Source organism: Glaciecola punicea (assembly GCF_001756615.1).
GTDB classification, from domain to species: domain Bacteria; phylum Pseudomonadota; class Gammaproteobacteria; order Enterobacterales; family Alteromonadaceae; genus Glaciecola; species Glaciecola punicea.
The window spans coordinates 186,048-210,098 of record NZ_LZXY01000001.1; the positions used below are offsets into that span (position 1 = coordinate 186,048).

Consider the following 24,051-nt stretch of genomic DNA (forward strand, 5'->3'; position numbering starts at 1 on the left):
AATGTACTTGTTACGTGCACTCAATACATGTCAAGAAGATGGTTTGTGCTGCTAACTTAAACACTACCTTGTCAGCAGCAACAGCTCAAATACCAATTTAGAAAAGCCTTTAGCTTTAGCGGGGTCTGACATTAGTTGCATCATCTGGTTTTGATGGGCTTCACTGCTGCTTAAAATAGCGTCATCTATAGCCTTGCTGAAGTCACCTAGCATGGCTTGTTCGGCAGTATTGTTATCCATCTGCTGAATGACAAACGCATTTTCACTTACTTTATCCCTAATCGTATATGCGTAATTCACCATATCATTCTTAGAAAGGTTGTCAGTAATGAACAGCTCATTTAGCCGGTTTACAAGCTGAGACAAGAACTCGGTCTTCTTATCTTTGGGAGAAGCTTTGCCTAGTCCTTCACCTGGCATTAATTTACCGTCTGGATCATCTATCTGTAACTTAATATGCTGCTGTTTAATTTTTGATAGCCGGTAATGACTAAGCTCAATGTTACTCAAATCAATATCATCCTCGTCCACTGCCGCTTCGCGCAACAATGGACGTAAATTACGCGCATATAAACTTAGCTTTTCTAAGTCTTTATCATTGTAGTCAACAATTTGAGACATAAACTCATAAAAGCGCACGAAGGTACCAAGGTCTTTCTTAAATATCTCTAAAGCATCTTTCTCTTTTTTACAGTCCTTAAAGCTATTCTCAGCGTTTGCAATTAATACAGCATCGTTGGTCTTCTTAGTGCGCTCAAACATCTCTTTGGCTTGCTTATAGGCCTCTAACGCTGACTTGTATCGTTTAGCCCACCTTTCAACCGCTGGCTTGCAAATGTTTGCAATGGCAGCACTGCTTTTATTCTTAATAAAGAACGCACTGCAGAACTGTTCGACCTCTGGCCAAAGAAAGATCCCCGTTGCACGTAACTTATCATGCAGTTCAAATATTAGGTTTGGATCAGATACATCGTCTAATTCAGCTGTTTGAAAATAAGGCTGAAACGCGTTTAAAATTTCATCAGAATCATTGAAGAAATCCAGTATAAAGGTGCCTGTTTGCGCTTTGCCGGGGAACATACGATTCAATCTGGAAAGGGTTTGTACGCACTCTACACCGCCTAACTTCTTATCGACATACATAGCACACAGCTTAGGTTGATCAAAGCCAGTTTGGAACTTATTCGCCACTATCATGACTTGATAATCGTCGGTATCAAACGCTTCTTGCATCTTCCGTCTGTGTAAATTGGGATTCATGTTAACTTCAGTAAACTTATCACCTAAGAAAGCCTCTGAATTTGGGTCTTTCTCAGTAAACTCGACTTCACCGGAGAAAGCCACCATGGCAAATATCTTGTCATAACCCTTCTCAGCAATGTATTTATCAAAGCCTAACTTATAACGTACCGCTTCTTTGCGGGAACTAGTGACTACCATAGCCTTAGCCTGACCACCCAGTAAGCCCATAACATTGTCTTTAAAATGCTCAACTATCACCTGCACTTTTTGACTAATGTTGTAGTCGTGTAAACGAACCCATTGGTTCATCTTAACTTTGGCTTTCTTACTTTCAACTTCCTCGTCCTGACCTTCTATCTTCATTGCCAAGTTGTAGGCAACTTTATAGTTTGTATAGTTCTTCAATACATCAAGGATGAAGCCCTCTTCAATGGCCTGACGCATACTGTATACATGATATGCCTCTGGTCTATTGGTTTTAGATGGTGCTTCATTAGGGTTAGGTAATTGACCAAATAACTCCAGTGTCTTCGTCTTAGGCGTTGCAGTGAAAGCCAAGTAGCTTAAGTTCTTAGAAGCCCTACGTGAGGCTACTGCTGCGTCTAGTATGTCTTCAGTGCCTAACTCTTCTTCAGGATCGCTAGAGTCAACCATCAACACTTCTTTCAACTGCCGTGCTGTAGAGCCAGTCTGAGAGCTGTGTGCTTCATCTGCTATAACCGCGTATTTACGCTCCTTTAGACTCACACTATCTTCAATGGCTTTGAGTACAAAAGGAAAGGTTTGAATGGTAACAATAATGATAGGTTGAGAGTTCTGTAAAGCACTGGCTAACTTCTCAGATTTAGAACCATCGCCTTCATTGTTGTTAATCCGCCCTACTACACCATCAGTGTGTTCAAACTGATAAATAGTGTCTTGTAGCTGTTCATCTAATACCGTTCTGTCAGTAACGATAATGACAGAATCAAATTGTTTATTACCACTTTCGTCACGCAATGCTGATAGCTGGTGCGCTACCCAAGCAATTGAATTAGATTTGCCTGAGCCTGCACTATGCTGGATTAAGTATTTGTGTCCTGCGCCTTCTGTGCGAGCGGCATTAATAAGTTTAGACACTACGTCCCACTGATGATAACGAGGGAATATTAAGGTTTCTTTCTTGTACTTTCGTCCTTCCCACGTTTCTTTTTCTTCTATCTGTAGATGAACAAAACGGCCTAGTATGTTGAGAAGGTTTTCAGGCAGTAATACTTCGTTCCACAAATAGTCAGTAGCGTATTGATTTACGTCTTTCGGCACATCATTACCGGCTCCGCCTTCGGCTGTGCCTCTATTAAAGGGTAGAAAGTATGTGTCGTTGCCCTCTAAACGAGTAGCCATGTACACTTCATATTGGCTTACTGCAAAGTGTACCAGTGCGCCACGTTTAAAGGTCAATAGTGGCTCACGCTTTTTCGTAATTGGATCTATTGCAAAACGAGTTGTTTTATACTGCTTAATGGCATTTTGCACCGCTTGCTTAAACTCTGATTTAAGCTCTAGCGTCACTACCGGCAAACCATTCACAAACAAAACTAAATCTATACGCCAAGCTTTGGCTTTAGTGCCTGTGTCAGCTAAGTGTTCTTCTGTTGACCAAGGTGAATACACTAACTCTGGCACGACTCTTAGCCTGTTGGCTTTATAAGCAGTCAGCGTATCGGGGTTGAGTTCGTGGTCTGGTTTAAACTGACATAAGCTAAAACGGGTGCCTCTGTCACGTAATTCATGACGCAGTGCGCCTAATGTGCCGAAGGTACGCATCTCTTTATTGGCAGCATTTGGGTCTGCTTTATTAAGTTGTGTTGCCACTCTTTCTAAGAACTTACTCTCTGGGTTGGTTGGATAGAGTGCACAGAACTTTTGCCATTGCTCATCTTGCGTCTCTTGCACAAAACCAAGTAAGTCCTCTGGATATAGTGCCAGTTCACGGTTGTAGTTTTCGGGTTTACCTAACAGCCAGCCGTTTGATACTAACTGTTTAATCATGTCGTTTTGAAACGTAAACTCGTTGGCTTTACCGCCACCTGACAATATGCTCATGCAACTTCCTTGTTAGTATTCGATAGTTCAGGTGCAACCCAGTTTCTTACGTCAATTTTACCGGTAACAGCTGCTGAGATTAATGCTGTGCGTCTCTCAATCATTAAACCAATAGCTGCTAGAGCTTTGATTTCGATTTGCGCATATTGTTTATGCAATTTATCAAGCATTTCCACTGTCTTATGTTGTTCTTTTAAAGGGGGAAAAGATGCTTGTACTGTACCTATACGATCTATATTTAAATTAGCCTGGGTACTTTGAGTTGATGTTTGTTCTAAAGCTTGCAGCGCGCCTATTAAAGAATACCTTAAAAACTCCAAACTCACATCATGATTTGGCTTGAAACCCACTACGCTATCTGGCGCATAAGCCTCGAAGCTTAATATAGCCGTATCACCTATGTTGGCAGCTATCGCCATTACCAGAGTGCCTGCCGGAAACTTTTGGCTAACACTAATACCCCTTTCATTTAATGTTTGCTTGAATCTTAATATATCCTTATCTGCCCGTGCAATATCACCAGTCTGTATAAATGGATATTCGCCTTCGTAAAAAGCCGGATCATTTCTTGGCCTATGACCAAATTTCCCTCGGTAAATTTGTGTAGCATACCGATAGTTCTTAACCGTCCAATGCTCAGGCACTTCACCTAACCACTCCACACCTGAGTCACGCATAGGTGCATCTGGATTAAGACCTTTAGTAACTGCATGGCTTATGACTGCCTGACGTTTCTCTTTTAGTAGTTTGATTAGCTGTTGCTGTTTGTCGATTAGGGTGTCTATTTTAGCGGTTTCATGGTCGAGGAATTGGGCAATCTGTTGTTGTTCTTCATCTGAAGGTATCACGAGAGCAGAATTTTTTAACTCATTCCCGTTGACATGAGGAATGCCCATTCCGTTTGAATGCTTTCTCATTTCAGGTTCTATACAAACGCAAAGATACCAATAAAATCTATGGTTGATATTTGTTAGATACTCAGAGGCAGCCATTGTTGAAGATACTATACCTTCTTGGCCATTAACGAATTCTCCCGCGTTTGAACCATCCCAAATTATTAAAACTTGGTCTTGCTTCGAAATATAAGAATTTCGGTTTGGTAATGCATATGAAGCATTCGCTTTACCCCGCAGATAATCCATCGACAGATACTTTACTGCGCCTTCTTCATATTCAACTAATAATACTTCTGGATTTTTTCCTTTCTGAAAAGAGGCAACATATTTATGTCTTATCAATGACCAACTTTGCGGTATACCAACTAACCATTCAGTCCCCGAACCTCTATATTCAGGATAAGCCGTATATTTTACGTTCGAGACTGCTTTGCCAGTCATTACGAATGTACCTCTTGCAGTAAACTCATAATCTCCGCTGATACAGCATCTAAATCAGCATCAATCTCTGCCAAGTCTCTGGGCGGTTGATACAGGTAAAAATGTCGATTAAAGGGTATCTCGTAACCCACTATGCCTATTTCACCGTCTTTAGCATCTGTCTTACTGGCATCAATCCATGCTTCAGGCACATGCGGATAAACTTCTTTGAGAAAGTAGGCTTCGTTTAGGGCATTAACAGATTGCCTTGGATCTAGGGCAACATTCTCATTGTCTCGAAGGTCACCATCAGTTTTAAACTCAAGTACCTTGCCTTGATATTGCCCTTCACCTGCAAACAAGCCATATAGTGGTTTAGCCTTAGCATTGTGGACTTTCTTAATCACTTTCTCTGCTGCTGGATTTTTCCAACTTACCGCAGAGGTGATTTGTTTCTTTTCTGGGGCTTCTACACTCAAATTCTTAGCTTTACACGCGGCTTTCCAAACAGTCTCATAAGTATTCATATCATCGCATTGAGCAGTGCCGATGGTACTTTGTAGCTGCTTCGCTTTAAGCATGATATGTTTTTGGGTAAGCCATGTTTTGCTATCAAGTAAGTCTTTAATCTGCTTTTCTTTTAACTCACTGAACTGACTTTTAACATAGGCCCTAATCTCTACTGAATGCTCCTGTAACTGCCCGTAAAGCTCACAATTAGCATCATCAAGCCAATCATTGCCATATTGTTCATACGCCCATTTCATGGGTGCATTAAGCGGCTTGTTAGCAAAGCGTAATTCAGCAATACGTTCATCGCTAAACTGATAAGACTCACGCAAAGGACGTTCAATGGTAATTCGACGATAACCAAACTCGTGGGTATCAAATATTTTACTTGCGAAGGTTTTCGCTGCTTCTGCCTTAGGATTAGCAGACTGACGACCACGGTTACTTTTCTGTTCTATTGGCTTATCTAACTCTCGCGCATCAACCACATCAAAGCTACCAAAGGTGCGAATGATAGTTGCAATGTCAGACTCGCCCATTTCATTACGTTTAGAGCCTAATGATTTACGCATCTTGCCGTAGAGGTTTGCTCCATTAATGAGTTGCACTTTACCTTTTCGTTCAGCAACTTTCTTGTTTGATAAAACCCAGATGTAGGTAGCAATACCGGTGTTGTAGAACATGTCATTTGGTAAGGCTACTATGGTCTCAAGTAAATCAGTCTCTAGTATGTACCGACGTATCTCTGATTCACCTGAGCCAGCACCACCAGTGAACAAAGGTGAGCCATTAAGAATAATACCAATACGTGCACCGGTGTCTCTTAATTTACTGATAAGGTGCATTAAGAAGAGCAATGAGCCGTCTGATACACGCGGTAAGCCAGCACCGAAGCGTCCATCAAATCCTTTGGTAGTACTTTCTTTTTTAATGTCTTCTTCTATCTTTTTCCAATCCACCCCGAACGGAGGGTTAGATAACATGTAATCAAACTTCTCAGCATAAAGGTGATCGCTAGACAAGGTATTGCCAAGTTTAATGTTAGTGACCTCTTGCCCTTTAATGAGCATATCAGCTTTACAAATAGCATAACTCTCTGGGTTTAGTTCTTGTCCGTAGGCCACCATGCGAGCATTTGGATTAAGCTCATGCACATATTCCATACCAGAGGATAAAAACCCGCCTGTGCCTGCTGTGGGATCATATATGGTACGAATAATACCTGGCTTGGTTAATGCTTCGTCATCTTCCATGAAAACCAAAGCAGTCGTAAGCCTCACTATGTCTCTTGGTGTAAAGTGCTCACCGGCAGTGTCATTTGAACTCTCAGCAAAGCGCCGAATTAACTCCTCAAACACCAAGCCCATATCATGGTTAGAAATACCATTTGGATTAGTAGATGTTTGGGGGCTTAAATCAATATCAGAAGAAGAAACCTTTTGAACAACTTTGTACAGTAGGTTGGCATCATTAAGCTGCCCGATGAATTCAGCAAAATTGAAGTATTCAAAAATCTCACGCGCATCTTTAGAAAAACTCTGAACATAACTGATAAGGTCAGCCTTGATGCTCGACTCACTCAGCCTTGCTAAGTCTAACTTTGATGTGTTGAAGAAAGACAAGCCACCTGATGCACGTAACAATAGTTTTTCTTGCGCTTCTTCTGGCAAGTTCATTGATTGAATTCTAGCAAGCTCATTGAGAACCTGATCTTTAGTACCCTCCAAAACACACTCTAAGCGTCTTAGCAGGGTGAATGGGAGGATAATGCGACCATACTGGCTCTGCCTAAAATCACCTCTCAGAAGGTCAGCGATAGACCAGCAATATGCAGCTAAGTTATTCGGGGCTGAGTTACTGCCGTTTTGACTCATGTAATAATTTCCTTTGACTGCAAAACTATGTTTATTTGTGTTTAAGCATGCATATTGTGAAAAAAATGATTTTAATTAGACACGTAGAAAAGGGAGTAAAACGCCCCTGCTTGAGTGAAATAATTCTTAGATAACTAAAGTATACGTTACTTAATCAGAATTCAATTGTTGGTATATTTTTATACACACATATATAAGTAATAGTAAGCCAATCGACCATATAATTAATCAAAACTATTGTTCGTAATATGCAAGGCTGAACTTTAGATTACTTATGCGAGTTCTATAGTACAGTAAACCCTCCCTCAGATTTAACTTTATACAAAACGCTTGTTGCGTCTAATTATGGATGATTATGAACAACTTTGATAAATTACCAAAATACACGACAAGTTAAAGATACGCTATGATTGAAGTAAAAAACCAAACGAAGCTAGCGTGTTTGGTGCAAGGAGACTGGACTGTGGACGTAACCTGCAGAAGCTTGAACGAAATGATTGAGATTGGTGTAGTGTTAAAAGAATCAGTGACTGAGTGGATTAATTTTCAAGCTGGTTACAGACTTTACTTGTATAAAACCTATAACTAACAAAGATTGTTGGTTACAGGTTCTAAGCCAATAAATATTTTTGAGTGAAGTAATGATGCAGGCCTTGTTTATTATTGGAATACGCAAGACCGGTGCAGCACAAAACGTGGAGAAAAGAGCCCTGACACCGTGAATACTAAAGTAATTGTTAATAACACCCAAACCAACTTAATTGATTTATCTTTAATGCTAAAGTCTGGAGCCAATGATTTAGGCTCTGCAGTTATGCTGATGATAGCTTTTTACTTTGCAGCTCCCCATATAGCAAATGCGACAAAAGTAGCTTTAAGTAAGTTTGGTAAGGTACATAGTAATAATAAATAACACTATATGCCCAGTATAGTTAACCTAAACTATATACTTATGTTACCTTTAGTCACATGGATGACCACTTACAGCAAAGGATTTCTAATGAACCCATTGAAAACATTGACACCTAAGTTACAAAATCGCAGGTATTCTTTAATCAAATTGAAAGGTAAAACTAAGCTTGCTTGTTTTGTCGATCAAGAATGGATTATAGATGCTACGTGTAAAAGTATTAATGAAATGATTGATAACGGGTTAGTCAGTAAAGACTCGGTTAGAGGTTGGGTATCCCAGCAGTGCTTCACATTTCATTAGGGTTTACCATAACCAATTAAAACACCACCAACTAACGAACCAACAAATACAATAGGCACTAAGACCCTTAGTATAAGTGAGTAGATAGTCTTGGTGGTTTTTACTGTGGGCTCTATTTCATTTAGCCTATCACCTATTTTGCTGTGCTCAAGTTGGTGCCTCTTATTAAAAAATTAGAGGCGACTGATATGCTGACATAGGGGGGATCCAATATCGTAGGTAATTTAAGGGTTTTGAGTAATCTATGCGAGCCTAAGCATCATGCTAATTTAAGTTGGCGCATCAAATAAGCCAAAACCAAGAACAATAAAGTATCACACTCGCAGACTGCAAATGGCGGGAATCCGTCCTTAGCAATTGAATATTTTTAGGCCGCTTTTCCGACTTAGCTGGCATAAGCCTTTTTTGTTGTCAGACTCAAAACAGCAAATATCAGTAAAAAAACTAGCTTGTATTTAATTCTGAGAATGGCGTTTAACTGTTCCTAGCATTTACTTTATTTTGCAGAACTTTAGATCCAAAGCGGACTTTACTTTCAAGAAAAACACGGAAACATTTGAGGCTTCAAAAGTGTAATAACTGAACGACTAAGATGGTTGCTCAAATGCATTGTTAACGTTTCAAACACCGGCTCTGCTTGCTGCATCCGAGTGCTTTGACTTGTTAACTATTTGTTCTTTTGTGGCACAGACTATTTGTCGGATTTTCTGCACCCTCTCATCAGTTCGAAATTTTTCTCTCTGCTCCTTTTTTGCTCGGCTTACACCAACGCCTTTATATTCATTGTGTAGCAAGCAACCAGTTAACTCCTGAGCCAGTTTCGATATTTCTTGATTTAGAAACCTTTCCATTTCATTAATCATATCAATGAGTCGCTTTCGTTCTTTATTGTCGTCGGTATAAGCACCAAAATGATCAAATATGTAGGTGTATTCTTTTGCTTCGTGATTGTCTATCTTATTGCGAATTTGACTATGTATTTTATTGTATGAAAAGTGATTGCCACACCTTGAGATCAACGGATTACAACCTTCACGGTTATCACCAGTTTTGCCCACATAAAGATTGAAGGTGTCACCGTCTGTTGCTACAACCACATAGACTGCAAACTCCCTTTTTAAGGCTTGCGAATTCAGATTAAAAGTATGCGCCATGATGCTCCGGATAGTTAACGCCCTAATAACAGGCTAAAACTAGTGGGCTAAAATGGAGCGGAGCGAACAGCCCGCTGTTTTTAGTCCTTGTTGATTAGCTTGTTAGGCTTAAAATGACGAACACTTTCCAATCTCCATAGTCGGTGTGTCACTATCTTTGTCAGTGATTTCATTAATTTTTGGCAGAACATTATAATAACCGGCGGTATATGTTTTTATAAAACGACCATTAACTTTATTAAACTTAAAATCTAAAAGTATTCCCTCACAAAATAGAAAGCCAGGCTCACTAAACTCATCTTCACAATATGCAAGAACGGAATCACTACCCATTTTTTGTATTTGATATTTATAACTCTCATCTTTAAATGTAGTGATCAAATACTTATTATCACTTACTTTAAAGTTTGCTTGCTTCCAACTATTTGACTTATCGTTGAAATAAAAACCAGTAGAAGCGTCACTAATACACAAATATTGTTCTGCGCTAGCAGCAAAAGATATAGATAAGAATAGAATAGTTATACAAGTCTTCATTTGAACTCTCCTTTAAGCCTAACGCCCAGCTCACCGCGCGGAGTAATTTGGCGATATTTTTTGTTTCTTTGCAAAAAAGTGCAAAATTATGGAGTCCGCTGGAGCTATTTGTTATGCATTTTAGTGTTATTTGAGTTTTGAACAAATAAGAGGCTCATCAAAACCTTCTACGATTAGCTTGTATACATCGCCATTTCGAAGAACTGTAACTTCTGGTTGTAGTTCTAGAACTAATTGCAAAGTTAGCCCCGTGACCTCATAAATGCTACCTGATGTTGTTTTAAAAATATGCCCCTGTTGGATAGTGCCACTGATACTTCCTTGGAGGTTTGTTTCCTCAAAGACTTCCCATGAATTGCCAGAACTCGCTCCACTACCTTTAGCCGTTGATAGAAGCTCAACGTTTAATTTTTTATCACCAATAATAAGTTTCCCTTGGTCTGGGCACACAATTACGGATGGATAATATTCATACATATACTCATATTCGTATTTTACTTCCCAAAAAGAACCATCAAGCAGTTTAAATACTTCGCCATCATTGCCCATAAATGGAGTTGGACTTTGGATCGAGGATTCGTAACACCCGCCTGCAATTGCCGTATTGGAGAGAACCAAGAGAATTGTTAACGCCAATAATCTTTGTGTCAGTGTCTTAATCATTTTCTTTCCTTGCATCGGTTTTATGCATAACTAGTTATTATGAAGACTGCATTGTAACCACTAGATATTGTCATTTTAATAAGCCCCCATACTATATTACTTTTAGTAGCTTACCTTTTTTTTGATGGTTATTTCTACCGTTTTCTGTGTGTTTACTATGCATGCATAGTAACCGCATATGCTGTTTTAATGTTTATTCATATAAAACAACAACCTAATGTAATTTGACCTATGAATTGATTTTGTTACTATGCGAGCATTGTAACAAAACCAGCACATCTATCCTAAAGTACAGGAATTATCTGGCCTGTAGGACAATTGTCTCTTGTGTAAAAACACCAATTTATGCTGCAGAAGAAATTCTTAAACCACTTTCAATTACTGAGGGACTTATTAGAAAGGTACTTACTGCAAGTGCAAAGGTTATTGATGCTACCGATGACTACTTCGATGGAACAACCTTCAAAGTAAAAGGCTTCTTTCAAGAAGGCCTAGCTTTACAAGCTAAGTTGTCTAAAAAGCACTATAGACGATAGTGCCCAAAATAATAGAAGCTCACTCACCTACTCTATACATTTAAGTAGGTTTCAATATAGTTAATTTGACCCATCAGAAAACCTCACGCGCAAAACAAAGAAGTGGGCAGATATATGAGTCCTATTACAAATAGCTTCTTGAAAGCTCCCAGTGCCTGAGAAAGTGAACTAAGATTAAATTTATCAACGTAGGGTAGAGAAAATTTATCTAAGTTATTTTAAAATATTGAATGTAGGTTGAAACTATACGAATATGTGCGTTCGAATTAAAGTTTGAAACTATGTATTAATGTTTGAACCTGAGTAATTAAGTTTGAAACTACACTTAGGAACCATGAAGTGAAATTCATAACTCTATAGTATTTATCCGATTCAATTTTTTGTGAAGTATTGATGGCTGATGTGCGTTTAAGCACCTATCACTAGTAATAGCCCTAATAGCCGGTTTAGATCCTTAGTGCGTTTTAGCTGTTTGTCTTGTGACGGGCAAGTATGTGCCAAAACCGGCCAGTCAGCTTATCGCCGGAATTGGCGGTAAGCCGACGAAAAAGTGCATTAATTGACATGTTGCTCCACCGACAAACCACTCATTAATACAATGTGAAGTGCCGAAGTTTTCAGGTGATTGACATCTTATTTTGAAAGACTATGATAAACTCAAGATAACGAAATTTAAGGGCTTTTAATTTTGTATAAACACTTAGCTATAATTTTAGGTCTTATTTTTTTCAGTGTTAACAATGCAATAGCAGTGGAAGATAATAACAATCCATTTGAAATTGGGATTTTTGAGCTCATAGCAAAAGCCAATGATGAAGAAGAGACGTTGTTCGTAGGTAGAGCGAGTCTTAGGTGCTCTGCACTACAATCATTAATATTTAATTTTTTTTCAAAAGCATCACCACAAAAAGATTGGTCTAATCTACAGACAAGTGCCTCAGCCCTACTGAATGTTGGTATTCAAATCAATCAGCAGAAGTTGACAGAAAGAGGGATTAAAAACGACATCTACAAGCAAGCTAAAGAACAAGCTTTTAATGAATTTAAATCATATACCGAGCTCTATACACAATGGTTGAGTGCTAATGCAATACAGCAGGGAGAGTACTTAGGCTCATCACCAAGCGCAACGTCTGAATTAGAACAATGTAAAGCTCTATCAAATACGGTAATTAATGGATAAAGCTTGTCGAAGACCTAAGTGTTCTTTCTGTGGTCATCCAACTCAGATCTGATGAACTTCTGGTATTCGAAAATAGATTCCGTTTTACTGCCAGGGTGTAATTGACCGATCGCTGCTCTTTGATGCCAGTGAGAAGAGTTTTAACTTACGACCGCTTTGTAAACGTTAACCGCCGAAAATCGAATCTATGCGAACGGCCGGTGATCGCTCATTGCAGCCAGTCAAGTTTGATTAATCGTATGATGATTTTTGGCTAAACATAATCTAATATTTCTAATTCGCTAATGACGGTAATAGGTCGATTTTGTCCAAACATCTGCGTAGCTAGCGGCCGTAAATATTCTTTAACAGGGCTTATTCGATTATTGATGAATTTTTGAATTTGTATCCATGTTTTTATGCAACACTGCTCGGAACCTAAGCGTTATTAATAAGTCAAAACTTATAAGACTGGCCACATGGCGCTTATACGAAATTGCATCTTATTAATATAAATGAATTTGAAGAATCTTTTCATTCACAAAAGCGATGCATAAAACAAAAGAATAGCCGCTGGTTTTATGGGTTTATATCGCTGTCTCTATTAATCCATACACTCATACTAGTTATACTTTCACTGACAATCCCAGCCTCTTTTACATATTCAACGTTTAATGACTCGCCCTTAAAAAGCTATATTTTTGTTGCTAAACCGCAAACAAGCTTACCTATCAATTTAGATACACTCGGACTTACCTTAGCCACTACGGAGCTTGTCCCGCAAAATTTTGAACAAGTAGAGCAAGACTCTATTGAAGCTGCAGCACCCGTTCATCCAATTGAATCCGCTGTATTTGCTGAACAAAATGCCGAATCTGAAGTTTACAACCAACCAGTAAGAGACTCTTCACAAAACTTAACACCAATTAGTTCTGAAGAAGTAAAAAACACTGCGTTAATTAATAAACAAAACATTGTTGGTGCTGTAAGAGAATATCAGGCAGCAATAAACAGCCAAGCCATTCAGCAAATGGCCGAACAAGGCACTAAAGATTATCAAAAACGTCGTCTTAGTCCTGTCATGCAACCACCAGCAATTTCTACACGAGAAGAACGTGAGGCTATTTTACGCAGGGTTGAAATTGACTGCACAAACGCGGCAAAACAAGGTTTGAGCTTTGTATCTGGTTTACTAGGAGGTACTATTGAATGCAGAAAAAATTCCACATTTCAGGAATATATTGATAAGCGTTTGGAAAAAGACGCACCGCTTGATCAAAATAATTGAGACGTATTGATATTTGTTTCTATATCCCTACACTAGGGCGTGTTGATGTTTGCTATACATAAATTAATCAGCCCATATTGGTAGTCACATCATGGCAAACCACAGTTTTTGGTGTCTGCGATAACTTGCCAGCACCACCAATAGAGCTTGGTTAATACGAGTTCAAAGTATCTTTACTTAAATCAGGTATACATATAGTGTTTAATAAATATGCTATTAGGAAATATTTATGGGCAGCAGGATGAATTTAATTAAGTTTCTTTCGATTTATGCAATGCTTTTGCTAGTTAATCCTTTACATGCGAATGCTCAATCTATATTCAAACCAGATAATTGTGAATTTAATATTTCTTTCCCCGGCGAACCTAAGGTATCCGAACTTGAATTTGCAAATGGACTTACCGCAAACAAAGCAGAGTACTTTGGGAAGGAATCATATTACCGAGCAGAATGTGCCTCTATAAACAACACAGAATTGTTAAATTTGAAGGCTATGATGATGAAACAAGCTGAGTTGGATGGCTTAGAAGGGGTGGGAATTGAAAGTGGTGAGGATACTGTTGGCAGTTATTACAAATTGAGAGGATACAAAACGATCGATGGTAGAGTCGTCACTTTTAAAATCAAATCTTATAGTGGTGTGAACTCTTTTGTTGTACTTTACGCCGCAGAACCGTCTTCAGTCTTTCCTACTGATAATATTAATCTTTTTTTGTCAAAGGGTATAACATTAAGAAAGTAAATTTTATCAACCGTTATAAAAAAGTAGATGCTACTGTCTAGTCAAAAGTCGGGGGATAAAATATCTGGTTCAGAACATTCACTGTAAATCTTCCTAAGCCATTACGACAGTTTGGGAGGCTAAGCTAAACCTAACCACCCTACTTCAGAAAATGGCTTTACTGTAACCGGTGAATCAGCTTGTGCATCACCAGAAAACTTTGACGTAGCATTAGGTGAAAAGTACGCTTTAGAAAACGCTCTCAGTCAAGTATGGAAAATTGAAGGCTACTTACTCAAAGAACACTTATACCAAGCCAGTAACTTTGAGCCAATATAATGGAATTATTTACAGGCACTAAACTGGTAAAAGCCAGAACAATGAACCGTGGACAATATAATACCTACCGTGGATGGGATATTCCAAAAGATGAAAACCCCAATGACGAAGGCTACTTAGTTGAATACATAAACACAGGTAAATCTAATCACCCAAACCATGAAGGCTATGTATCATGGTCACCGCTTGATGTGTTTAACGAAGCCTATAATAATATCAGTACAGGTATACCATTTGGTTCAGCGTTAGAACTATTAGAACAAGGCAGTAAGTTAGCTCGTTCAGGATGGAATGGTAAGAATATGTTTGTCTACCATGTACCGGCCGCTACTTACCCAACTAAGACCCAAGTAGCTAAAACAGAATTTGGTTTACACGTAGACTATGGTGCTTACTTAGCAATTAAAACAGTACAAGGCGTAGTTAATACATGGGTTCCTAGTATCTCAGATATACTCGCTAAAGACTGGGTAGTTATTAAGTAATAGACAGTCAGTGAATTTAAACTAAGCCCTCTTAATAGAGGGTTTTTTATTATCTAAAACTTATAGCTAAAATTATAAAAATAATATTTTAGGTTAATGCTAAAAGTTAAATTTAGTTTAAGTAAACTTAACAGGAGCAATCTCACCCTAGTAATAATAGTGATAAACAAAAAGGTAAAGATGGGAGTTCATAATCATAATATTCAAAAAGGTAAAGTGAAAAATTATAATTGCCTATGACTTCATTACTACCCCTTTAAGCGATAAAAAAAATTAGATACCCCCCTACCTATTTTGTGAGCCTTCGGCTTAATAGCGGGTAATACCACCCACCAATTGGAGTACATCATATGATGGCAGTAATCAAGCAACTATTAGGTTTAATCTCAATAGGCATAGCAACCTTGCACGACTTCGTTGGCGCAGCTAACGACATCAGCAAAGTAGTAAAGATCAACAGCCAAGCATTCCACGACGAGGAATTGCTTGAAGCACAGGACAAGATCACCAAACTACGTTCTCGCTTAGAACTAGCTAACCTTGTACCAACAGAAGAGAAGTCAGCATAAGCTGGCTTCACCCTCTCACAATAAGGAACATACACCATGTTCAGATTACGTATCCTACGTAAGCTACTCAAGCTAAGACTTGAGTATACAAACTTCAACTGCTATCCGCAGTCATACTACATTCAAATAGTCACCAACTACGCAAACATCAACCTTCAAATCAAACAACTAACAAGGACTCTATGAGTCCTTAAAACCTCACACAACAACAACACCCAAGACAGTACCGTTAAGGGTAGCATTCTTATTACTTACTAATACTAATAAGCTATGTACCTACTCGTAAGAGTAGGACTACCTAAGACAGTACCATCTATCATCTTACTAGTAGTTCACAGGGTAGAGAGGATATGAGGGACTATTATGGTGTATATTACTGATATATCCTTACCATATTTAGTAGCTTCCTCACTATATATCCTGATTAACTCTCTTATCATTCCTATACCTCACCTATACCCTAACTCAGAACCTTCGGTTTAATAATGAAACAATTAACCTAAAGGTAATATCATGTTAAATAAGCATATCAAAACTCTATTAAACCTCCTCATATCTGTAGCATTTACAGGTATAAGTCTAGGCATTATCTACATAGTTATGAACCATAACTTAAGTATAGAAGAAGACATTGCATTTAGTGTACTAGCACTAAGCTCCCTTATTATTGCCTTCTTTCCAGAAGGTACTGTTAAGCTTTTAAGTAGTTAACTTTAATTAGGCCCTTTAACTAGGGCTAAGGATTTATACAATGGGTAAGTTACTAGGTGAGCTACTCACCAATGACCAGTGTTGGGATGAATGGGATAAAGATAGAGCATACGACATTAGTTACGATATGTTTGAGCAAGGCTTACCAGATAACGCTATTGACTCAATAGAGTCTATTGATCTTGCTTTTGAAGCTATGGAAGCTACTCAATTACCTAAGCCAATCGACCAAGCTAGTGAAGACTTATACTTTGAGTTTCATGCTGAAACAAAGACAGTTATCCCTTATTGGGAACACTGCTTAAACAGAATTAACAAGGCTCTTTCTTGAGCCTTTAAATAAGAGGTATTTATGGAATTATATAAACGAGAAGTAAACTTTATAAACGTGTTTATGTTCATCATTAAGCTACCATTTATAGTTGCTATATTTTCAGTAATAATAGTATTTGTAGCAATTATGTACGCCTTACGTGTTATCACTATGACAGTACTTTATACCTGTGTTGGTGTTCTATCAATATTCAATAAGGATTTATAATAGTGACTAGGCATAAACAATAAACTCCCTTAATTGGGAGTTCTTTTCTTTTACACAACACAACGCCTTTTGCCGTTGGAGAGTTTAATAAGGTGTTTTACTTGTGTCAATTCGCGTTAACAATTCCTACAGCCTTCGGCTTAAATGTGGGAATAATCCCTAATCTTTAGTAATCTTTAACAATCTATAGGAATCATTAATCATGGCTTTTAACCGCGCACAGAACAACAATGCTAATACCGATGTAAACAAGCCTTTAGCTTATGCTAACGTGAACATCACCACTAAGAATGGTAAGCAGAAAGTAGGTGCAATCCCTATTGCTTCTTTAAAAGAAATTCATAAGTCTATTCTTGCTCATAGAGATCAAGCAGAAAATATGAAGTTCACAGTAGAGTTGGTGTTTATAGAAACAACTGAACTTGAATTGGACTTAGGTGTAGCTACGCCTGCTAAATCAGTAGCTAAGAAACCAGCTAACAGAACGCCTGCTAAGGCATAATAAATATCAGAGTAAGCCTTAAGGGTTTGCTCTTTTTTTTCCTCGTAAGACACTGCTATAGCTCAATAGCTTCTCTTAACATGTATTCGTAACCTTCGGTTTAATGGTGGGCAATCTTGCTCTCTTATTCCATAGGAAGAATATTATGTTTGATACTGATTTAAATGCGTATGTTTTAGAAGATTTGTGTGAAGAATTTGTCCCTGAATACTTTGAAGAATTAGACTTTGAGTAAGCCTTTGTGCTTGCTCTTTTTTCTTTTAGATAGACAGAAGTAAGGACAACTAATGATACTAGACAGAATTGAATATCAAAAGGCTATGGAACATAAATATAGTCGCAAGAACATACGACAGAAAGTAATTGATGAAGTGTTCAGTGATGCAACCTACATTGACATGTTAGAACATGGCGTAGAGCTCCTGAATGACTTTCTAAGCAACGATTACTATGAATCCAAGCAAGTAAGGCTTGCACAGTTTAATCGTGATACAGAGCAGACAGTGAAGGATATATTCATATCACTGTTCCTTGTACATGGTGACCAAGACTATACCGCTGTTGTGGGTAGTATTGTGAAAGATTTGAAGATGTCTAGCACCATTGATGGTGTGAAGACATCTTCTGAAATTTTAGCAGTGTTGTGTGAAACCAACCTGTTTGATATTTACAAAGACCACAAATACGACAGTCTTAAATTCAGGATGAACTATGAGTTGTCACCACAGCTACAGAAGTTTATTAAAGAGACTAAGTATTTACCACCAACGATAGTCGAGCCAGATGAAGTAAAAAGTAACTATGATAGCGATGGTTTAACTACTAAGGGATCTATGATCCTTGGTAAGGGTAACCATCACGATGAAGAGTTATGCCTTGATTCACTTAACTTATTTAACCAAGTACCACTTACTTTAAATGTAGATTTACTAATGTCTTTTAGTGAACAGAAACCCGGTGAGTTTACGAACGAAGACCATGAACAACAGTGGTTTAGATTTGTAAATCAATCCTACCAAATATACAAAGAACTCATTCAAGCTGGTAATGAATTTTACCTTTATCACAAGAACTGTAAGCGCGGTAGAACCTATTCACAGGGATACCATGTAAACACGCAAGGTAATAAATTTAGAAAAGCTATTATTGAGTTTGCAGAACAAGAGGTCGTAACATGTTAATTAGCGAAGAACAATTTGATAAGGCACAAATAGCTTTAGTTGAGGGAACAGCTCACGTTGAGATTGAAGCATGTAAGTTAAGTGCAGAACCATTTTGGTTATCTGTTAACGGCCTATTTGTAGAAAACTTTCCAACTTATACAGAAGCTTGTGAATGGGTTATTAGAACAGTTAATGATGGCTCATAAAATATTAAGTAACTAATACCTGCTGTACTAGACACTGCAACTAAACGCATGGAGCGAAGTAATAGGTATTAGTTACAAACCAATTAATTAAGGAAGTTAATATGACTTTATTCCCAATTCAACTTAACGACATAAATCAAAGAGATTACTACAAAGATACAAAGCACAAACAGACTTATTGTAAAGAATTTAATGAATGGTATTTCTGCAGTAAAGACGGAGAGCCACAAGAACAATTAAGCGCAACTGAAATAGAGGAAATAACAATTGAATAATTACTTAGTAAAACTAGCGTTAACTATAGACGGGTATGAGAAGCATAACCATAAACTTGTAAAAGCCACAGATGAAAGCGATGCAATACTCAGTGCATTAAAGGCAGAAAGCCACGGGGAATGTGGTTTTAATGCTCACAGTGATTGGATAGATTGTGGATCTATGATCTACGCTGTTGAGTCTGTAAAAGAACTTAATGAAGCAACCTATGACCTACTGCAAATATACCTGTAATCCAACCTAAGCAACTCAAACCTTAAACCAATCAACTTATACCACATAAGCTATGTGATGCTCCTAGTGATCATTACAGGCTTAATTGTGGGCGGAGAAATAACATTATGTCAGATGCAACATTATTTATAAAACAGTGCGAAGCATTAGTGCTTACTTTGACCGAAGCAAAAGAAATAGAAGATGCTCGTTTAGATATGGGCAACTGGGTAGACAGTTTCAAAGACCCTACTGTCAAACATTTTTGTAATACCGTTGCTTGTGTTTGTGGCTACCAAGCCATTAGTAATAGACTTGAGCATTTTAAGCAAGGTAATGCAGGTATGTACACTGAACAAATAGCTATGCGTATTAGCAACGATTTAACCGGTGCATGTCCTGAAGGCGGTAAACTTGCTCGATCTATTTTCTTTGCAGATAGGGACGAAAGGTTATGGGCGGCTACCGACTCAGGCTTATTTGGTGAATGTGATTTACAAGATTCAAACCACTTAAACGAGCATGAACCTTCATTTGATGATGCCATCGAGCATATCAAGGTAGTTATAACCAAAGTTAAAGAGGAATATTTATGAGTGAACGTAAGTGGCAAAAAGAAATACAAGCTTGGTTAGACGGTGATGAATTACAGTACTTAACCATACCATTAGGTTGGGTAATTATGGACGTTAGTAAAAATCACAAAAATCCAATTACTTGTCCCGAATATCAATGGCGAATTAGATCAGTAAACCCTAGAGATTTAGCCGCTGGTAATTATCTTGCTGGCATGGAAAATGAAATTTTAAGAACACCTGAAGTACAAAACGCTTTTAAAGCAGGCTGGGGCAAAGCAATTTTAAGCACACCGCAAGTCCGAAACGCTTTTAGAGCAGGTTGGGACAAAGCAATTGAATCAATAACTTAAGGAACAACACTATGCAAACAACGGGGCTTGAACAAAAAATAAAGGATCTTGAGTTTAAAATTAATACAACACCTCGTTGGCTTGGTAAATTCATTTACCAACGTATGTTGCATAAAACTAAAGCTATTCACAAAGATAAGCTTACTGCACATAAGCAACTAAAATTGTGTTATGAGCATCGGCAAGAAAACAATCACAGTCATTATGCAAATCATAATTGTGACCACTGTAAAGCACTTGATAAAATAAGTACTTTGAGTTCACGCGGATCAAACAGAAATTAGATTAAGGAAAAACTATGCAAAGTTTCACAGGCATCGAGTACATAAAGATAGATTTAGCTAACCACTTTGGTTTAGACAAAGAAGTATATGAAACCCGTATTCAATGGGTTGATGATAACGAAGATAACCTTGAAACTATTACTGATGCTGATGAACCTGCTATGTTTGCTGGTGCTCTTATGGCTTACCGTAAAGCACAGATAGGCATTGCCACTGGTTATATGGTTGGCTTTGATGCGGTTAGTTCTGGTGTTCAATTAATGGGTGTTATGGTCAACTGTATTACTACTGCTATGAATACTGGCTTGATACATCAAGATGTAAGAAGTGATTTATATACCACTGGTCAACATGCCATGAATGATAAGTTAGCTTCTAAATTAGCCATACCAAGAGCTGATATGAAGCAAGCCATTATGACTTACTTTTATGGTAGTAAAGCAGAGCCTGAAGCATTGTTTGGTGAAGATACAGATGAGTTAAAAGCTTTCTATTCTGCACTTAGGGACATTGCACCGGGAGCTGTTAAAGTCATGAACATGCTATTGAACGCTTGGCAACCATATGCACTAAATCATTCATGGTACTTACCTGATGGCTATCATGCCTATGTACCAGTCAATGAGCATCTTGATATGAAAGTAGAAGTTGATGAATTAGCTCATGCTACCTTTACGCACAGAGTAGAGATAAACCAAGGCAGTCAAGAAGGTTTATCATTGGCAGCTAATATTGTTCACTCAGTAGATGGCATGGTTGTACGTGAGATGAATCGTCGCTGTAATCACTTACCAGAAGACTTCATTAACGAGGTGATAACTTCTATCACTACTCACCTTGTGTTGTCTGGTTCGAGCTTACAAGGCCGCAAAGACTACTCTACTTTTATTAGTGTGGTAGAGCTTGAGCGCATTGGTATGCAAGAAGTAAGTATAAGTGATTTCACTGATGCTCAACTACGTGTGTTAGTTGAATTAGCAAACCAAGTATTAGAATATAAAACCTTTCCCATTGTATGTGTGCATGATGAATTTAAGTGTCATGCAAATCATATGAATGTACTAAGAAAGCACTATGCATTAATACTAGCGCAGATAGCTAAGAGCAATATATTGCAGGACATATTAAGCCAAGTGACTAACACTACTTATTATGTACCTAAGATGGGAAACATCGCAGATCAAATAGCACAAAGTAACTACGGCATATCATAAAGCTTATTGGGTACTCCGTACCCTTTGGCCCGTGATCTTAGGATTAATACGTTATTTAACATTAACGCCAATTAATTAATACATCAAACCAATAGTACTAAGTACTATAAAACTAAGCCCTCTTCGTGAGGGCTTTTTACTTTCCAAGACAGGACACAGACAGTCATGCGTAAACTACACATAAGAGAATTAAGCTGTTTTACACAAGTAGCGCAAGTCATTGGAGACAGTCAAGCGCAGCTACAACTATGGTTAGTTGTTCACAAACGAGAAGTTATATCTGTGGATGCTTACACTTTGCACACAGCTTTTAGTTGGGAAGACTCACCACAAGGCTTTACCTATTGGCACTCAATAATGAGAGGACTTAAACCACAATGAAAATATTAGATCACTTAACACCAGGATTACCGCTAGTCACTAAGAATGGGCATACCTATACCAACGCGGTATATGTAAGGCCTGATGAATTTGGTCATTTAGTAGTCACCGACTTTGGTAACAAGATAGTAGTAGCAGACTTAGACCGTCTATTTGAATTACCTCATTGGTTTGTACTGCAGCAGGCAACACCTGACAAATGGAGACAACCTGTAGAGACTTTACGAGACAAGTGGACACATCAAATAGAACTTCTTGAAAGACATCTAAAAACTCTCAATGAAATAGAGACAGAAGAAGCTAAACAGGCTCTCTCCGAGAGCTTTTCTGAAGACTTGTCTTAGAAGTCATTTCTATATACTAACTCAATTGAAATTGTCAATCCTGACTATACAAGCACTATACCTTAACCCTGTTTTAAGGAGCCAACCACTATGGACTAACTTATGCGAAGTAAAATACAAGAAATCGAACAACTCAAGCTCACCATATTTGGTGAAGCAGGCTCATTAGAAGAGGCCCGTCATTTTGGCGAAACCATGTGTAACTCCAAACATGAAAGAGACAACCTCAATGCTTTTGCCGATGTATTCCAAAATACACTAATCACTAAGATCACCAAATTACTAGAGAGTAACTAATGACAGTTAAAATACCCGAACCAATAGCATTAGTAATAGCCGCTTTACGTAGCGATAAATATACTCAAACCGCTGGAACACTTGAAGATAAATCAGGTTTCTGCTGCTTAGGTGTAATTGGTAAAGTAGGTGAAGCCTGTGGCATTCGCATAGATCCACAAGAGTTTGATTCATTCAATCGCCTAGCTGGTAATGATTTTATCAACTTACCTGATATTCAGGAATGGGTTAATTTTTGTGGTAGTGAAGGTAATTTTGAAAATGCTGCGGCAGACTTCAGAGACTACATTCCTCAAGGTGGCTGTAAAGCAGATTCATTAATGGAAATGAACGACACATACAATTTTACCTTTGCCCAGATAGCCGACTTTATTGAAGACAACTGGCAAATATTAGTTAAGGAACCTGTATGACTACTCCAATCATGCCAGAGCCGATCAGATTATGGATAGCTGATTTACGTAGTGGAGAGTATCAACAATCTACCGGCAACCTTGAAAATAATGAAGGTTTTTGCTGCTTAGGTGTTGGTTGTAAAACTGCTCAAAAAAATGGAATTAAAATATACGCTTATGAAGATAAACTTGAAAGTAAAGGTAAAATAATTGGTTTTTCTCTCCGTAAGCAAAAAAGTGCTCTTAAGTGGTTAAACCTACAAAATCCTTTTGGTGAATTTAGAGGGAGTAGCTTTAAAAGCTGTGACACTTTAATAGATTTAAACGATGAAGAAAACTACAGCTTTAATGAAATAGCAGATTTTATTGAAGCCAGATGGCAAGACTTAGTTAAGGAGCCTGTATGAATAAAGTACAAGCATTACAAAACCAAATAGAACAAGCACAAGCAACCGTTGCTGAATTAATTGAAGCTATGGATTTAGAAAAATCTAAGCAAAAAACAGGTATGGTTTTTTCGCAAACAGATTTTGAAAATGAACGACGCTACTTAGTAAATATTGTGGGAGTTATAGGTAAAATTCAGTGTAACGACTATACACCATCTATGGTTCAACAAGGTCACATATTTTTTGACCAAGTTTCTGCTGACCGTGAAGGTGATAAACGATTACTTAAAACCTTAGCTAAAAAAGCTATGGTAGAGAGCTGGGGTGATGAAAAAGCTGATTGGGGCACATCAAGTCAGCAAAAACATGTAGTTACATTTAACTGTAATGAAGTGCATGTACGCCAATATACTCTAACTTTTTCTCCTTTAAATTTTAAACTAAGCCATCACGCAAAAGACTTTATTCAAAAATACACTAAAGAACAGTTAGCACTAATGATTGAATGTTAGT

General features: G+C 38.0%; 29 protein-coding genes and 1 pseudogene. 24 read left to right on the forward strand and 6 right to left on the reverse strand.

What is annotated here, in order from left to right; translation table 11 throughout:
* Window positions 1-63 precede the first annotated feature (63 nt).
* From BAE46_RS00805 to BAE46_RS00815, 3 genes are read right to left on the reverse strand one after another with little or no spacing between them, the layout of a single operon-like run.
* Window positions 64-3,327, reverse strand: coding sequence for a type I restriction endonuclease subunit R (locus tag BAE46_RS00805; protein ID WP_070111522.1), 3,264 nt, complete (start codon window positions 3,325-3,327; stop codon window positions 64-66).
* Window positions 3,324-4,664 (reverse strand): restriction endonuclease subunit S, encoded by a 1,341-nt coding sequence (locus BAE46_RS00810; RefSeq protein WP_070111523.1) that lies wholly within the window; start codon window positions 4,662-4,664, stop codon window positions 3,324-3,326. Before BAE46_RS00810 ends, BAE46_RS00805 begins: the two co-directional genes overlap by 4 nt.
* Window positions 4,664-7,027, reverse strand: a complete 2,364-nt coding sequence (locus BAE46_RS00815) for a type I restriction-modification system subunit M (protein ID WP_070111524.1) — start codon at window positions 7,025-7,027, stop codon at window positions 4,664-4,666. Before BAE46_RS00815 ends, BAE46_RS00810 begins: the two co-directional genes overlap by 1 nt.
* 406 nt (window positions 7,028-7,433) lie before the next feature.
* Between BAE46_RS00815 and BAE46_RS00820 the strand changes: the two genes are divergently transcribed.
* The 3 genes from BAE46_RS00820 (at window position 7,434) to BAE46_RS00830 (ending at window position 8,240) form a co-directional block, all read left to right on the forward strand.
* The gene (locus tag BAE46_RS00820; RefSeq protein WP_070111525.1) at window positions 7,434-7,616 is read left to right on the forward strand and encodes a hypothetical protein; all 183 of its coding nucleotides are present in this window, start codon (window positions 7,434-7,436) and stop codon (window positions 7,614-7,616) included.
* 129 nt (window positions 7,617-7,745) lie between these two features.
* On the forward strand, window positions 7,746-7,940 hold the full coding sequence (locus tag BAE46_RS00825) for a hypothetical protein (protein WP_070111526.1): 195 nt from the start codon (window positions 7,746-7,748) through the stop codon (window positions 7,938-7,940).
* Window positions 7,941-8,027: 87 nt separating this feature from the next.
* Entirely contained in the window at window positions 8,028-8,240 is a 213-nt protein-coding gene (locus BAE46_RS00830; RefSeq protein ID WP_070111527.1) for a hypothetical protein, read from the forward strand.
* A gap of 620 nt (window positions 8,241-8,860) precedes the next feature.
* On the opposite strand, the gene BAE46_RS00835 is transcribed toward BAE46_RS00830, so the two are convergent.
* The 3 genes from BAE46_RS00835 to BAE46_RS00845 form a co-directional block, all read right to left on the reverse strand.
* The gene (locus tag BAE46_RS00835) at window positions 8,861-9,394 is read right to left on the reverse strand and encodes a hypothetical protein (RefSeq protein WP_070111528.1); all 534 of its coding nucleotides are present in this window, start codon (window positions 9,392-9,394) and stop codon (window positions 8,861-8,863) included.
* A gap of 108 nt (window positions 9,395-9,502) precedes the next feature.
* Window positions 9,503-9,931, reverse strand: a complete 429-nt coding sequence (locus BAE46_RS00840) for a hypothetical protein (RefSeq protein ID WP_070111529.1) — start codon at window positions 9,929-9,931, stop codon at window positions 9,503-9,505.
* Between the two features lie 126 nt (window positions 9,932-10,057).
* Complete coding sequence (locus tag BAE46_RS00845; RefSeq protein ID WP_070111530.1) at window positions 10,058-10,594, reverse strand: hypothetical protein; 537 nt, start codon at window positions 10,592-10,594, stop codon at window positions 10,058-10,060.
* A 1,287-nt stretch (window positions 10,595-11,881) separates the two neighbouring features.
* On the opposite strand from BAE46_RS00845, the gene BAE46_RS00855 reads away from it, so the two are divergent.
* From BAE46_RS00855 to BAE46_RS00960, 21 genes and pseudogenes are all read left to right on the forward strand, one after another.
* Window positions 11,882-12,313, forward strand: coding sequence for a hypothetical protein (locus BAE46_RS00855; RefSeq protein ID WP_171900993.1), 432 nt, complete (start codon window positions 11,882-11,884; stop codon window positions 12,311-12,313).
* Between the two features lie 475 nt (window positions 12,314-12,788).
* The gene (locus tag BAE46_RS00860; RefSeq protein WP_070111533.1) at window positions 12,789-13,580 is read left to right on the forward strand and encodes a hypothetical protein; all 792 of its coding nucleotides are present in this window, start codon (window positions 12,789-12,791) and stop codon (window positions 13,578-13,580) included.
* A 241-nt stretch (window positions 13,581-13,821) separates the two neighbouring features.
* The gene (locus BAE46_RS00865; RefSeq protein WP_141729308.1) at window positions 13,822-14,322 is read left to right on the forward strand and encodes a hypothetical protein; all 501 of its coding nucleotides are present in this window, start codon (window positions 13,822-13,824) and stop codon (window positions 14,320-14,322) included.
* Window positions 14,323-14,481: 159 nt separating this feature from the next.
* Window positions 14,482-14,640: pseudogene (locus BAE46_RS14210) on the forward strand (Gp49 family protein); the annotation flags it as partial.
* Entirely contained in the window at window positions 14,640-15,125 is a 486-nt protein-coding gene (locus tag BAE46_RS00870; RefSeq protein WP_070111535.1) for a DUF2829 domain-containing protein, read from the forward strand. The pseudogene BAE46_RS14210 and the gene BAE46_RS00870, both read left to right, overlap by 1 nt.
* Window positions 15,126-15,475: 350 nt before the next feature.
* Complete coding sequence (locus BAE46_RS00875; RefSeq protein WP_070111536.1) at window positions 15,476-15,694, forward strand: hypothetical protein; 219 nt, start codon at window positions 15,476-15,478, stop codon at window positions 15,692-15,694.
* Window positions 15,695-16,445: 751 nt separating this feature from the next.
* A complete protein-coding gene (locus BAE46_RS00885; RefSeq protein ID WP_070111538.1) occupies window positions 16,446-16,736 on the forward strand; it encodes a hypothetical protein in 291 nt (96 codons plus the stop codon).
* Between the two features lie 412 nt (window positions 16,737-17,148).
* Window positions 17,149-17,448: a hypothetical protein gene (locus tag BAE46_RS00895; RefSeq protein WP_070111540.1), complete on the forward strand. Its 300-nt coding sequence runs from the start codon at window positions 17,149-17,151 to the stop codon at window positions 17,446-17,448.
* A gap of 287 nt (window positions 17,449-17,735) precedes the next feature.
* Window positions 17,736-18,629, forward strand: a complete 894-nt coding sequence (locus BAE46_RS00900) for a hypothetical protein (RefSeq protein WP_070111541.1) — start codon at window positions 17,736-17,738, stop codon at window positions 18,627-18,629.
* A complete protein-coding gene (locus tag BAE46_RS00905; RefSeq protein ID WP_070111542.1) occupies window positions 18,623-18,817 on the forward strand; it encodes a hypothetical protein in 195 nt (64 codons plus the stop codon). The genes BAE46_RS00900 and BAE46_RS00905 overlap by 7 nt, the downstream gene beginning before the upstream one ends.
* A gap of 101 nt (window positions 18,818-18,918) precedes the next feature.
* Complete coding sequence (locus BAE46_RS14690) at window positions 18,919-19,092, forward strand: hypothetical protein (RefSeq protein ID WP_171900994.1); 174 nt, start codon at window positions 18,919-18,921, stop codon at window positions 19,090-19,092.
* On the forward strand, window positions 19,085-19,327 hold the full coding sequence (locus tag BAE46_RS00910; protein ID WP_070111543.1) for a hypothetical protein: 243 nt from the start codon (window positions 19,085-19,087) through the stop codon (window positions 19,325-19,327). The genes BAE46_RS14690 and BAE46_RS00910 overlap by 8 nt, the downstream gene beginning before the upstream one ends.
* A gap of 107 nt (window positions 19,328-19,434) precedes the next feature.
* Window positions 19,435-19,902 carry a hypothetical protein gene (locus tag BAE46_RS00915; RefSeq protein ID WP_070111544.1) on the forward strand — a complete coding sequence of 156 codons (468 nt, stop codon included), beginning with the start codon at window positions 19,435-19,437 and terminating at the stop codon, window positions 19,900-19,902.
* Entirely contained in the window at window positions 19,899-20,234 is a 336-nt protein-coding gene (locus tag BAE46_RS00920; protein WP_070111545.1) for a hypothetical protein, read from the forward strand. The genes BAE46_RS00915 and BAE46_RS00920 overlap by 4 nt, the downstream gene beginning before the upstream one ends.
* A gap of 11 nt (window positions 20,235-20,245) precedes the next feature.
* On the forward strand, window positions 20,246-20,518 hold the full coding sequence (locus BAE46_RS00925) for a hypothetical protein (RefSeq protein ID WP_070111546.1): 273 nt from the start codon (window positions 20,246-20,248) through the stop codon (window positions 20,516-20,518).
* A gap of 14 nt (window positions 20,519-20,532) precedes the next feature.
* A complete protein-coding gene (locus BAE46_RS00930) occupies window positions 20,533-21,732 on the forward strand; it encodes a DNA-directed RNA polymerase (RefSeq protein ID WP_070111547.1) in 1,200 nt (399 codons plus the stop codon).
* 377 nt (window positions 21,733-22,109) lie between these two features.
* A complete protein-coding gene (locus BAE46_RS00940) occupies window positions 22,110-22,457 on the forward strand; it encodes a hypothetical protein (protein WP_070111549.1) in 348 nt (115 codons plus the stop codon).
* A gap of 102 nt (window positions 22,458-22,559) precedes the next feature.
* Window positions 22,560-22,754 (forward strand): hypothetical protein, encoded by a 195-nt coding sequence (locus tag BAE46_RS00945; RefSeq protein ID WP_070111550.1) that lies wholly within the window; start codon window positions 22,560-22,562, stop codon window positions 22,752-22,754.
* A complete protein-coding gene (locus tag BAE46_RS00950) occupies window positions 22,754-23,167 on the forward strand; it encodes a hypothetical protein (RefSeq protein WP_070111551.1) in 414 nt (137 codons plus the stop codon). Before BAE46_RS00945 ends, BAE46_RS00950 begins: the two co-directional genes overlap by 1 nt.
* On the forward strand, window positions 23,164-23,556 hold the full coding sequence (locus BAE46_RS00955) for a hypothetical protein (RefSeq protein ID WP_070111552.1): 393 nt from the start codon (window positions 23,164-23,166) through the stop codon (window positions 23,554-23,556). Before BAE46_RS00950 ends, BAE46_RS00955 begins: the two co-directional genes overlap by 4 nt.
* Window positions 23,553-24,050, forward strand: coding sequence for a hypothetical protein (locus BAE46_RS00960; protein WP_070111553.1), 498 nt, complete (start codon window positions 23,553-23,555; stop codon window positions 24,048-24,050). Before BAE46_RS00955 ends, BAE46_RS00960 begins: the two co-directional genes overlap by 4 nt.
* The last annotated feature ends 1 nt before the right edge of the window (window position 24,051 follow it).